The 13,033-nt window shown below is 38.2% G+C and carries 12 protein-coding genes and 1 tRNA gene; 11 read left to right on the plus strand and 2 right to left on the minus strand.

All coding sequences use genetic code 11. From position 1 onward, the window contains the following. Window positions 1–436: 436 nt before the first annotated feature. Complete coding sequence (locus QZ169_RS10525) at window positions 437–2,338, plus strand: CAP domain-containing protein (RefSeq protein ID WP_295506905.1); 1,902 nt, start codon at window positions 437–439, stop codon at window positions 2,336–2,338. A 209-nt stretch (window positions 2,339–2,547) separates the two neighbouring features. Here QZ169_RS10525 and QZ169_RS10530 read toward each other — a convergent pair whose 3' ends face one another. Together QZ169_RS10530 and QZ169_RS10535 are read right to left on the minus strand one after the other, a co-directional pair. Beyond that, the gene (locus QZ169_RS10530) at window positions 2,548–2,790 is read right to left on the minus strand and encodes a type B 50S ribosomal protein L31 (protein ID WP_002895374.1); all 243 of its coding nucleotides are present in this window, start codon (window positions 2,788–2,790) and stop codon (window positions 2,548–2,550) included. Window positions 2,791–2,840: 50 nt separating this feature from the next. Next, a complete protein-coding gene (locus QZ169_RS10535; protein WP_295506908.1) occupies window positions 2,841–3,833 on the minus strand; it encodes a bifunctional oligoribonuclease/PAP phosphatase NrnA in 993 nt (330 codons plus the stop codon). Between the two features lie 105 nt (window positions 3,834–3,938). On the opposite strand from QZ169_RS10535, the gene QZ169_RS10540 reads away from it, so the two are divergent. The 10 genes from QZ169_RS10540 to cas8c all read left to right on the plus strand — a co-directional run. Further along, entirely contained in the window at window positions 3,939–4,379 is a 441-nt protein-coding gene (locus QZ169_RS10540) for a flavodoxin (RefSeq protein WP_295506910.1), read from the plus strand. Between the two features lie 123 nt (window positions 4,380–4,502). Beyond that, window positions 4,503–5,885, plus strand: coding sequence for a Fe-S cluster assembly protein SufB (gene sufB / locus QZ169_RS10545; RefSeq protein ID WP_002906444.1), 1,383 nt, complete (start codon window positions 4,503–4,505; stop codon window positions 5,883–5,885). 212 nt (window positions 5,886–6,097) lie between these two features. Next, a complete protein-coding gene (locus tag QZ169_RS10550) occupies window positions 6,098–6,361 on the plus strand; it encodes a chorismate mutase (RefSeq protein ID WP_295506912.1) in 264 nt (87 codons plus the stop codon). Continuing rightward, window positions 6,361–6,735 (plus strand): fluoride efflux transporter CrcB, encoded by a 375-nt coding sequence (crcB, locus tag QZ169_RS10555; protein WP_295506914.1) that lies wholly within the window; start codon window positions 6,361–6,363, stop codon window positions 6,733–6,735. Before QZ169_RS10550 ends, crcB (QZ169_RS10555) begins: the two co-directional genes overlap by 1 nt. Further along, the gene (gene crcB / locus QZ169_RS10560; protein ID WP_295506917.1) at window positions 6,732–7,058 is read left to right on the plus strand and encodes a fluoride efflux transporter CrcB; all 327 of its coding nucleotides are present in this window, start codon (window positions 6,732–6,734) and stop codon (window positions 7,056–7,058) included. Before crcB (QZ169_RS10555) ends, crcB (QZ169_RS10560) begins: the two co-directional genes overlap by 4 nt. 118 nt (window positions 7,059–7,176) lie before the next feature. Continuing rightward, window positions 7,177–7,524, plus strand: coding sequence for a 50S ribosomal protein L19 (gene rplS / locus QZ169_RS10565; protein ID WP_009660455.1), 348 nt, complete (start codon window positions 7,177–7,179; stop codon window positions 7,522–7,524). A gap of 40 nt (window positions 7,525–7,564) precedes the next feature. Continuing rightward, window positions 7,565–7,636, plus strand: a tRNA-Arg gene (locus QZ169_RS10570). 339 nt (window positions 7,637–7,975) lie between these two features. Beyond that, complete coding sequence (cas3, locus tag QZ169_RS10575; protein WP_295506920.1) at window positions 7,976–10,375, plus strand: CRISPR-associated helicase Cas3'; 2,400 nt, start codon at window positions 7,976–7,978, stop codon at window positions 10,373–10,375. Between the two features lie 245 nt (window positions 10,376–10,620). Further along, window positions 10,621–11,349 (plus strand): type I-C CRISPR-associated protein Cas5c, encoded by a 729-nt coding sequence (gene cas5c, locus QZ169_RS10580; protein ID WP_295506922.1) that lies wholly within the window; start codon window positions 10,621–10,623, stop codon window positions 11,347–11,349. Then, window positions 11,349–13,033 (plus strand): type I-C CRISPR-associated protein Cas8c/Csd1 (gene cas8c / locus QZ169_RS10585; RefSeq protein WP_295506924.1); only part of this gene is annotated, 1,685 nt, incomplete at its 3' end. The genes cas5c and cas8c, both read left to right, overlap by 1 nt.

Consider the following 13,033-nt stretch of genomic DNA (forward strand, 5'->3'; position numbering starts at 1 on the left):
TTTCTATATTGTTTTAGTTCGCAAATGAGAAGATTTTAATGATTTTTATAGATAAAAAATAGAAAACAAAACAAAAATACGAACTATAAAAAATTACCTATAAAAACAATTTACAGCTTGTTAACTAAAATGCTTGCATTCAAAAATTTCTTGTGCTATAATTCGTCTTGAGGGTGAGATATGCATAAAAAAGTATTTTCAAGCATATTGACTTCTTTCTTTCTAAATCAAATGCAATAAAAACATTTATGTGCAACCTTTAACAAGGTGGATTCACTAACTAGTGATTCGTTTTTTGCGTTTGATAATGATGGAGCAGTCAACTGTCAGCCGGCTGTATTTTCGTAAAATTCTTTTTTATGAAGTTGTGCACAAAAGATAAATTCCCCCCACAAAAATATGAAGTGATGTTGGTCACTTTGGAGGTTTAATTAATATGAACAATCGTTTCAGACTCTTATCAAGATCTGTTGTAGCAGCTGCGGCTATTATTCCAGCATTTGCTCTTGCGAATAATGCTCAGGCTCAAGATTATGGTTATAACTACTATCAACCAGGTTATAATTACTGGAATGGCGGCTATAACAATTATAATTACGGCTATAATAACCGTTACAACAATTATAACTATGGTTACAACAACTATAATTATGGCTATAACAACTATAACTACGGATATAACTATGGCTACAATGGCTATAATTACAACTATGGTTACAATAACTATTATCCAGGCTATAACAACTGGAATTACAACTATAGCAATAACTACGGCTATAATGGTTGGAATAACTACAACAATCTTGCAAACGATGAAAACTACATTTACTGGAATGGTAACCACTACTACCGTATGACAGATGGTTCTTACCGCATCTATCGTGATGGTGAGTGGAAACCATTGACAAATACTAACAATAACAGCACATCCAATAACAACTTGGAAAACGATCCACATTATCGTTATGAAAATGGTTATCATTACTATGTGTTGGATAATGGCGACTATTACTACTATAAAAATGGCAAGTGGGTGTTTGTTAAGGATTCTGCTGATAACTCAACTAATCCAACAACTCCAAGCCAGCCGGAAGAACCAAAACCAGAAGTTCCAACTCCGACACCAGCGGAACCAGAGCAACCAACTCCAGCTCCTACTGATAAACCAGATGAGCCTACTACACCAGCAGAACCAAAACCAGAGGTACCAAGTGTTGATTTGCCGGAAAATCCTCCAATTAACGGTGCAGAAGGTGACCTCAATCCATTTGCTCCGAAACCAGAGCAACCAGCAGAACCAAAACCAGAAACTCCAACAAGACCTGCTGTGCCAGAGACTCCTGGTTTGGTAACAACTGATAAACCAAGTGAAGATCAAATTCCGCCGTATGTTGAAAAACCAGCAGAAGGTCTTGAACATTTGACATGGGCACCGAATGGACGAGCTCCAAAAATCATCTACCCAACTGGAAAACCAGGTGACAAGGCTCTCGAGTCAGATCCTAACTATTACTTTGATGGTTCTACCCATTATTACCGTATACCATCTGACTCAGAAGCGAATGGCTACTCTCCATATTGGAAATGGTTTGGTGACAAATGGAAACTTCAAGGTATGACTGATCCAAACGATCCAGCTCTTGATCCAAAACTTCACGAAAACACTGCTGATGATGAATACATGTACAGTGATAAAGACTCTAGCGTGAAATTGTACTCAACTAACCTAGTGACAACTGCTAAAGCAGGTCAACCGCTGCCATTCAAGAACGTTGAAGAGTTCAAGAACTACGTTATCGAAAAGATGAATCCTAAGTTCCTTGATAACGCAGGATGGGATGCCAAAGTTGAATGGGAAATCGAAGATCCAGAAATCTTTGAAAAAACCAAAGAAAACCCATATGCTAAGGATTATGTCTTGATTGCAAACCTTAAGAGTGGTGTTGAGGATAAGAAATACAGTGATGTAGAATTTGGTTATGTTAAGTTTGTTTACCGTGTTGAAGCAACAAACGATACAAACTATGACTATGTTTCAAAAGCTAAAGAAGCTTTCGCTAAAATCAATGAAGAGCGTAAAGCTCAAGGCTTGAAAGAGTTGACTTGGTCAGAAGACATTTATCAAAATCAAGCACTTCCAAAAGTAAATGAAATCTCACGTCAATATGATAGCTCAGGCTTTGTTGGACGTCGTGATGAAGATCCATCTGTTGTCGTTAAGAAATGGGCTAACAGCGGTCTGAGAGAATTGCTTCTCGATCCTAACGTAACTGAAGGGGCAGTAGCGACAGTTGTAGACGGAAATGGTGTTTACTACTGGGCTTACAGCTATAAATAATAAGGAATTGTATTCTTAAATATTTGTGCTCTTAATCTTTGGTTGCATATAAACCACACTCCAAAAGTTAGATTTTAATTGTCTGACTTTTGGAGTTTTTTTGTTGAATTAATTAGGAAGCAAAAGTGGCGGTTGTGGACAGATTTTAAAGTTTAAAAAGGCAAAAAGAAACTTTTGAGTACAAAAAAAGCACCGATTGGTGCTTATGATTATTTGAGACCGTATTTTTTGTTGAAACGATCCACACGTCCATCTGCTTGAGTGAACTTTTGACGTCCAGTGTAGAATGGGTGTGAGTCTGATGAAATTTCTACACGGATCAATGGGTAAGTTTCCCCCTCGAATTCAACTGTTTCGTTTGAACGCTTAGTTGAACCACTAAGGAACTGGTAGCCGGTAGAAGTGTCCATGAAGACAACTGGGCGGTATTCTGGATGAATATCTTTTCTCATTTTACAAAAATTTCCTTTCTGCCATGGTCTCTTTGCGAGCCATAGATTAGTTACTTTGATAGTTTATCAAATTCTGATTGATTTGACAAGACTTTTAGACTAATTTCTTGCTTTTTTGCCAATTCTTTCATCTCGGTGTAGATTTGCTCTATTTCTGCCTTTGAAAATGCATTGGCTCCGCTGGCTAAGGGGTGTCCGCCGCCGTGATGATTTTTAGCAATACCGTTGATAGGAATAACCTTGCTGCGCATGCGGACACGGTAGTGACCTTCAGGTTGCTCAACAAAGATAGCCCACAGACCGACTTCTTCAATTCGTCCAGGTGCCCCGACAATGGCCGCAGTATCAGCATCGGTCAATTGATAGGCTTGTAAAACTTCCTGAGGCAGAATGACCCGCGCAGTTCCATTTTCATCTATTTCCAATTGCTCATAGACATAGCCCTGCAGTTTAGCGACTTGGCGGCTGATAGAGTCCATTTTGCGAGACAAGGCTGATAGGTCGAAATCGTATTGACGCAATTTGCCAGCTAGTTCGAATGTGCGGGCGCTAGTAGAAGGATAAAGGAAGCGGCCAGTGTCGCCGATGATGCCGGCATAGAGGAGTTTTGCAGCTTCCTTGCTCAAGTCTAAGTCATTTTCAAAGGCAAAGAGAGCAATCATCTCACTGGCACTGCTAGAGCTTGTATCAACTAGAGAAATATCTCCGTAAACTTCATCATCAGGATGATGATCGATTTTGATGAGGAAGTCGCCTGTTGTGTAGCGTTGGTCATCAATGCGGGCTGTATTAGCAGTGTCACAGACGATAACTAGGGCCTCTTGGTATTCTTCGTCTGCGACTTGGTCCATTTGTGCTAGCCACATGAGATTGGGTTCGTCGTAGCCTGTTGCTTTGATTGTTTTTTCTGGGAAATGGTACTGAAGCAGCTTTTGCAGTCCGACCTGACTGCCAAGAGCATCAGGATCTGGCCGCATATGGCGATGAATGATAATAGTATCGTATTCTTTGATCTTACTTAAAATATCATGATAAAGAGTCATAAATAACCTCGTCAACTTTCTTTACCCATTGTAGCATAAGAGTTTTTATTTTTAAAATAAAAAAGATATGATATAATGAGAGCAGATTAGAATTTGGAGGAAACTATGACCTTAGCAAAAATTGTATTTGCCAGCATGACTGGAAACACCGAGGAAATTGCTGATATTGTGGCGGATAAGCTAAGAGAACTGGATGTAGAAGTTGAAGTGGACGAGTGCACCACTGTCGATGCAGAAGATTTCTTGGAAGCAGATATTGCGATTGTAGCGACCTATACCTATGGTGATGGTGAGCTGCCTGATGAGATGATGGACTTCTACGAAGACTTGTCTGGTTTGGATTTGTCTGACAAGGTCTACGGAGTGGTCGGTTCAGGCGATACCTTCTATGACGAATTCTGCAAGGCTGTCGATGACTTTGATGCTGCCTTTGCTGCTACAGGAGCAGCGAAGGGGGCAGAAAGTGTTAAAGTAGACCTATCTGCGGAAGATGATGATATTGCACGCTTGGAAGCTTTTGCAGAAGGCTTGGTTAATAAAGTTTAAAGTGATAGATAGAGGAAACGGCTGCAGCCGTTTTTTTGTGCGAAAGTGTTATTTTCTGACAATTCTCATGATTAGGAGTATAATATAGGTAAGCGCTATCCATCAGATAAAGGAGGAGTTCCTATGAAAGAACGTGACTACGCTTTTGGCTTTCATGATGATGTCAAGCCGCTCTTTTCGACTGGTAAAGGTTTGACCGAAGAAGTAGTTCGAGAAATCTCAGAAATCAAGAATGAGCCCCAGTGGATGCTAGACTATCGTCTGCGCTCCTTGGAACTCTTTCATAAGCTGCCTATGCCCGACTTTGGCCCTGATTTGTCAGGGATTCGCTTCGATGATGTTATCTATTATCAAAAGCTAAGCGGAGATCGGGCTCGCAGTTGGGATGAAGTCCCAGAAGAGATTAAGAAAACCTTTGACCGCTTGGGAATTCCAGAAGCCGAGAAGCGCTTTCTATCTGGAGCGGTGGCCCAGTATGAGTCTGAGGTGGTTTACCACAATATGAAGGAAGAGTTTGCCAAGCTGGGGATTATCTTCACTGACACGGATACGGCTGTTCAGGAATATCCGGACTTGGTCAAGCAGTATTTTGGTACTGTGATTTCAAATGCTGAGCATAAATTCTCTGCTCTTAATAGTGCAGTTTGGTCCGGCGGAACCTTTATCTATGTGCCTAAGAACGTCCAGTGCCAAGTTCCTGTTCAGACCTATTTTCGTATTAATGGGGAGAATGCCGGCCAGTTTGAACGCTCCTTGATGATTATCGAGGAGGGTGGCTCTATCCAGTATATTGAGGGCTGCACAGCACCGACTTACACAAGTAATAGTCTTCATGCGGCAAATGTCGAAATCATTGTCAAAAAGGATGCCTTTTTCCGCTATACAACCATTCAAAACTGGTCAGACAATGTCTATAACCTCGTAACGGAGCGCGGGGTTGTTGAAGAGGGCGGCACCTTAGAGTGGATTGATGGGAATTTAGGCAGCAAGGTCAATATGAAATATCCTTGTAGCATTCTTAATGGCCGCAATGCAAGAACTTCTGTCCTCTCTATGTCCTTTGCCAACTATGGTCAGCACTTAGACGCGGGCTGTAAGGTCTTTCATAATGCGCCCAAGACATCTAGTACCTTGATTTCTAAATCAGTGGCCAAGGATGGCGGTAAGACAGACTATCGTGGTCAGGTTCGCTTTGGTAAGAATAGTGCAGGATCCAAATCTCATATCGAGTGCGATACCATTCTGATGGATGGTGAGTCTAGTTCTGATACTATTCCTTTTAATGAAATCCATAATTCCAATGTCGCGTTAGAGCATGAAGCCAAGGTTTCCAAAGTATCTGAGGACCAGCTCTACTATCTGATGAGCCGAGGAATCAGCGAAGAAGAAGCTACAGCCATGATTATCAATGGATTTATGGAACCCATTACCAAAGAGCTTCCAATGGAATACGCCGTCGAACTCAACCAACTCATCAATATGAGTATGGAAGGTTCAGTTGGTTAAAAAGGTTCGGGGATCCTTTTTAATCTGTAGATAGGGACTTGCCTTTGCAAGTCCCCCTTAATCTAAGGTCCGGGGTACTGTTTTAGGTTACGGATAAAAACTCGCCTTTGCGAGTTCCCTTTTAATCACGGGACTTGGAGCTTTTTATTTAGAATTAACTAGAAAATTTTACTATATTTTGATATGATAGATAGAATACAAGGAGGAAGTAGATGACGTTAGAAGAAATCAGACAGGAAATTGATCAAGTTGATGATGCAATCATTGCCCTGTTGGAGCAACGCATGAATCTGGTTGGCCAAGTCGTGGCTTTAAAAAAATTAACGGGCACAGCAGTCTTGGATAGCAAGAGAGAAGATGTGATTTTTGCCAGAGTGGCGGATAAGGTTGAAAATAAGGACTACAAGGAAACTGTTGTTGCGACCTTTTCTGACATTTTAAAACGTTCGCGTGAATTTCAGAATAAAAATATCTAATGAAAGAAGTACGGAACTCGATAGCTGTGGCTTTATCTGCGATGGCAGGCGGTTGGCTACGTTATCAGATAGCTCTTTTATTAGTTGTTGCTGATTCATTTCCGCTGGGTACCTTACTGGTCAATTATTTGGGAACTTTTTTGCTGGTCTATATTATCAAGGACTATCTTAGCAGTAAAGTTAAGTCTCAGCGCCTAATTCTAGCGCTTTCGACCGGTTTTTGCGGAGGTTTGACGACTTTTTCTGGTCTTCTGCTAGACAGTATCAAACTAGCTGATTCAGGGCGCTATATGGAGCTTTTTATTTATCTAGTTTTAAGTGTAGGTGGCGGCCTTGCAATCGCCCTATGGGTTGGAAAGCAGGTGAAGTCATGATCTGGGCGATGTTAATCTGTTGCGGCGCTGGTGCTCTCGTTCGTTATGTTTTCTCCAAGGTTAATAGCAGAGCATCTCTGCCGATTGGGACTTTATTGGCAAACTTGCTAGGTGCTTTTCTCATTGGTTATTTTTATAATCATATAGAAGACAAGCAGCTTTATGTGATTTTGGCAACAGGCTTCTGTGGTGGTCTGACGACCTTTTCCACCTTGAATGCTGAGCTGGCGGATCTCTTTTCGGAGCGAAAGAAATTTCTTCTCTATTTGGCTTTGACTTATATCCTCGGATTTTTAGCGATTCTTTTGGGAATTTTCATTTAAACATCTTTACATTTTTAGAAATTTTGATATAATATAGTTTGTGCCTAATGGAAGCACAAAAAACGGCTAATCCGCTGCGGTCTTGAACCTTAAGATTAGTAAGATAGGAGTAGAAAAAATGAATCCATTAATCCAAAGCTTGACTGAAGGTCAACTTCGTACTGACATCCCTGCATTCCGTCCTGGTGACACTGTCCGCGTTCACGCGAAAGTTGTCGAAGGAACTCGCGAACGTATCCAGATCTTTGAAGGTGTGGTTATCGCTCGTAAAGGTGCTGGTATCTCAGAAACTTACACCGTTCGTAAAATCTCTAACGGTATCGGTGTTGAACGTACTTTCCCAATCCACACTCCACGTGTTGACAAGATTGAAGTCGTTCGTTACGGTAAAGTCCGTCGTGCTAAATTGTACTACCTTCGTGCATTGCAAGGTAAGGCAGCGCGTATCAAAGAAATTCGCCGTTAATCTTAGAAAGACTCTGTCGTTGGGCAGAGTTTTTCTCTAAGTCCCCTTAGTTCAATGGATATAACAACTCCCTCCTAAGGAGTAGTTGCTGGTTCGATTCCGGCAGGGGACATTCTAAAAGCCTGGCTAAGGCTTTTTTCAATGCTCTCAGGAGGAAAAGAGATGGGTTGTCATTTTCTCTTGAGCCTGACTGAGTCGTTAACGTCAGTTTTGGACGGAGTATTTAGAATATTAAATAAAGAATAATCCCTATCGAAAGTCTCACGATAGGGATTATTTAGTGTAGTGTTTTAAATCTTAAGATAGAAATAACTATTCCTACTCTTCTACTGCCTAATACTCCCTAGTAAATAATTAAAAAAGCGTTGCATTTTTAGTTGAGTTTTTTTGGATTTAGTTATAAAATAGATTTAATATAATAATCTCTTCTTTGGGGTAGATAAGGTAAATTATGATATTAGCACATAAAGATAACAGAGGGAATAAACAATCTCTAGAAAAACATTCTTTTAACGTTGCTGTTCAAGCAAGGGAAAGTGCACAAGTTATTGAGCAAGGAGACATTTTGTTTTTATTAGGATTGTTTCATGATTTAGGCAAGGCGAGTATAGCTTTTCAAGATAAGTTAGAAAAGCATCCTAACAAACATGTTGATCATTCATCTGCTGGAGCTAGCTATCTCTTTCAGAAAATACAAACTTGTTTAAAACAATCAAGTATTCCTTTAGCAGACAGGGTGCTTTTTCAAGAAATCAGTGCCTATGTTATTTCAGCTCACCACGGTATGTATGACATTCTTCTAGAAGATGAAGGAGTTCAAGCTGAGCAATTTGCATTCAATAAATTAAGGCGTAGAATGATAGAATGCATGAAGAATGATTCTTATCAAGAAGATATTCTAGTCTTTGCTCAGGAATTAGAAGACGAACTAAGTACTTTCGGTTACAAAGATTTAAACGATTTAATTGAGAAAGCTTTTGCAAATTACCAGCAAGCTTGGTCTAAACTTAGTTGGTCTGATGAAAGTGAGAAAGAATATTATAGTGGTTGTTTTATTCGGATGTACTTATCTTTTTTAAAGAATGCAGATATACTAGATACTGTCAATGCTTATGGCTTGCTCATTGAACCTTTAAAAGACGAAGAAAAACAAAAACTAAATGCTTCTTATCTTGAAGCTATCGAGAGAAAATATCGTAGCTTTAGTCATCCAACTACAAGGCTTAATGAGATTCGTTCACAAATTGGTGAGCGAGTTAAGAGTAGGGGTGAAAAAGATTCAACGGGAATATATCGTTTGGATCTGCCAACTGGTGCTGGGAAAACGAATCTTAGTATGAGATATGCCTTTTATCAGTTAGTTGATCAAAATAAATCAAGATTTTTCTATATCACACCATTTTTATCTGTCCTGGAGCAGAATGCTTCTGAAATTAGAAAAGTAATTGGAGAGGTAGGTGTTCTAGAGCACCATTCTAATGTTGTTAAACAGACTGCCGACAATGATGAAAAAGAAGCTGTAATGTCTGACTATTTAATTGAAAGTTGGGATAGTCAGACTGTTCTTACGTCAATGGTTCAATTTTTTCAAACTTTGTTTAAAACTAAATCAGCAAATATCCGTCGTTTTTCCAGTTTAGCGAATAGTGTTTTGATTTTAGATGAAGTGCAATCTTTGCCTATTGAGGTGACAACTTTATTTAATTTAACCATGAATTTCTTAAATAAAGTTATGGACACGACTATTATCTTATGTACGGCTACACAGCCGGCTTATGATTCTACTGCAATTAAACATAAACTTTCTTATGGAGGAAAATATGGTGAAGCTGCTGATATTGTTGAGTTAACTCATGACGAAAAAGAAGTCTTTTCAAGAACAGAACTTAGAAAATTCGATGAAAACAATCAACATTCGAATCTTTCAGATTTAGTAGATTTTGTACTGGGAAATGACGAGTCTATTCTTGCGATTTTTAACACCAAAAAGACAGTTGATAAATTCTATGTGATGCTTGAAGGATTGACTGATAGACCTATTTATCAACTTTCGACTAATATGTGTGCTCAGCACAGATTAGACATTATATCGGAAATTAAACAGTATCTAAAAAAGGGAATACCTATTATTTGTGTTAGTACACAACTAATTGAAGCTGGAGTTGACATTGATTTTAATCGAGTTATCCGATCTTATGCAGGAGTTGATTCTATTGTGCAAGCTAGTGGACGATGTAATCGTGAAGGTAAACGTGATAAAGGCCAAGTTACCTTAGTTAATCTCACAAATCAAGAAGAAAATATCTTACCACTTAAAGAAATAAAGGCTAAGAAAGACGCTACAGAGTGTATTCTACATAAGATTTCATCGCCTATTGAAATGACACTTTTAAATCGGGATTTTTTTGAATATTATTATGCTAATAATCAAGGTTCAATGGATTATCCTTTGTCCCATGGTGAATCAGTTTACGATTATTTAAGTATAAATTCATATCAAGACAGAAATAATTTTAAAGGAAAGTTAAAACAAGCCTTTAAAACTGCTGGTTTGAAAATGAATTTAATAAACAATGACACGATAGGCGTGTTAGTTCCGTATGGAGATGCTGCTGAAAAATTGATGCTTTTAGAAGAATTGTGTGAATACAATTATCCATCTGTTGAAGACTATCAAACAATAAAAGCTCTTTTAAAGGAATTGCAGCCCTATACGGTAAATGTTCGTAAGCACGATCAAATACTTGAAGCTACAAAATCGTACCTGAATGGGCAAATTCAGGTACTGTCAGATAGTTATTATGATAAGAAAAAGGGTATCAGCCTAGAGTCAGGAAGTTTCCTGATGTAAAAGTTAAAAGAAAACAGGCCAACGAGAGTCAGTAGAGGACTTCGTTGACCTGTAATTCAGTATAAATAAGCACTAAATATAATTTCAATCCACATAGATAGCACTATGATGGCTAGATTATATCAAAATTGATTCATATAATCAACAGCTATCTTATAATCACTAAATATAGAAAGAAAATAATTGACTTTTGAAGTTTCAAGTGCTAAGATAGGTTTATAGAATCACAGAAGGAGGTTTTAACCTTGTACAGATCAAGAAATTTCTATGCGAAAATACGTAGTGAACAGGCTCTCTTTACAAACCCTGCAACTAAAGGTGGTGGAGAGAGATCATCATACTCTGTTCCTACTCGGCAAGCTCTCCAAGGCATAATTGATGCTGTGTACTACAAGCCGACTTTCACAAATGTTGTGACTGAAGTTAAGATTATGAATCAAATTCAGACAGAGCTACATGGTGTTCGTGCTTTGTTACATGATTACAGTGCGGATTTAAGTTACGTTTCATATTTGAGTGATGTAGAATATCTAGTGAAATTCCATTTCATTTGGAATGAAAATCGTGAAGATTTGATGCAAGATAGGCTACCTAAAAAGCATGAAGCCATTATGGAACGTTCTATTCGAAAAGGCGGTCGGCGACATATTTTCCTTGGTACGACGGAATGTTTTGGTTTAGTCGATGAAATTAGTCAGGAAGAGTATGAGAACACCCCTTCTTACTATGATGGCGTTACTATCGATTTAGGTATTATGTTCCATTCTTTTGCTTATCCAAAAGACGAAACGACACCATTAAAATCTTATTTCACAAAAACAGTGATGGAGAATGGGTTGATTAAGTTTAAACCTCGGTCTGATTGTGAAATTGTAAATACTTTGTCTAGTTATACATTTAAGACACCTGGCCAGGTTAAGTCCGTTGATGATGAACTTAAGGAATACGATGCTATGGAGAAAGGAGAAGAATAATGGATTTTTTTACTTCTCTCTTAAAAGCTTATGAAAAAGCAGAAGAAATTGGCTTAGTTGACCAGCAAGATGGGCATAATCCTGTTTTGCTTCCGCTTTATCATACTAGTTTGAAGTCAAATAGTAAAAATATTATTTCAGTTAAGTTGGATCAGGATGGGGGTTTTTACAAGGCAGAGGTCATGGCTGATAATCAAACGATTATATTTCCTGTGACTGCAAATTCTGTAGCAAGATCTGGTAGCAATCCTGTTCCACATCCTCTTGTAGACAAGTTTTCTTACTATATATCAGAGGTCAGTCAATTACAATATGATGATTTTCATAAACAATTAGCTAGTTGGATTGCTTACTGTGAGGAAGGTAGAGTCAAGGATTTTTTGATGAAAATTCGGCATTTTATTCTCCAAACAGATTTTCTAAGTAGTATTCTTCACTCTTTATATGGTGAGCATTACCAAAGGGAGGGATTGAAAATCACTTATTCTGACTCTGATGGAAAAAACAAGACTGTTGATTTATCAGCTTATTTCTTAGAGTTTTCAATTGTACAATTTCACGGCTTTAAAGATGAATCAGTGACCAGCTTCAAGGAATTACATCAATCATATATTTCGTTTGTAACAGCTAATCAGGATAATCTGGGAACATGTAATATTAGCGGACGAACGGAGCAAATTACCAATAAACATCGGGGATTGATGGGAACTGCGAAAATCATTTCAGTTAGTAATAAAGGAGAGGCTTATAAAGGGCGCTTTAAAGAGCGGGAAGATGTTTTTAGTGTTGGCTATGAAACTTCAGAAAAAATTCATTTAATGATTAAGTATTTGCTAGAAAATAAAAACAGTAGTACTTGGCTAGGATCGTCACAATATCTCATCAATTGGTTCAGTGATGATTTAGCAAATGAGAGTCAATTGGATATTGTTAAGCCGGTTTTTAATGAATTATTTGAAGATGATGAAGACGAAAAAGATAGTCATGTTTTTATCAAACCGAATGAAGAAAACAAGAATATAGGATCTTCGTTTATTAAGGGGCGAAAATTGTTTGGCAATGATGCAACCTACTATGTTGCAATACTAAATAAAACAAGCAATGGTCGTATCGCTTTAAAATATTTCCGTCAGGTTCAAGTTTCCCAGTTATTGAAAAATCTGGAAACTTGGCAGGAAAATTACTCTTGGGAAGCAAAAACTAAATCTGGAAATTATAAATTAAGAACACCTACTTTTAATGACATAATCAACGCTGCCTACGGTATTGACAGAGAACGTTATTTGGAATTGGACAATGACAGTTTTAAGAGCGATCAATATCAGCAATTAGTAACAGCTTTGATTGATGGAAGATCAATACCAAATACTATTGTTAAAAAATTAGAAGATAACATTAAACAAAGACAGAAGTATTCTAAGCACTGGTATCAAGTACAACAAGTTAGTTTAGCAGTTTTACAAAAACAATATGGAAGGGAGTTCACACCAATGTTAGACCATCAAGAAACAGATCGTTCTTACCTATTTGGACGCTTGCTTGCAATTTATGAGCTGTTTGAGGCGCAGCGCTATGCTCTAGATGGTAGTAGCCAAGAACGTATCACGAATGCTGAGCGTTACTGGAATGCTTATACAGGCCAACCAGCCAAGATGATGAATCATTTAGAAAATAAAATTAAGCC

It is taken from the genome of uncultured Streptococcus sp. (genome assembly GCF_905372115.1).
Lineage (GTDB): Bacteria > Bacillota > Bacilli > Lactobacillales > Streptococcaceae > Streptococcus.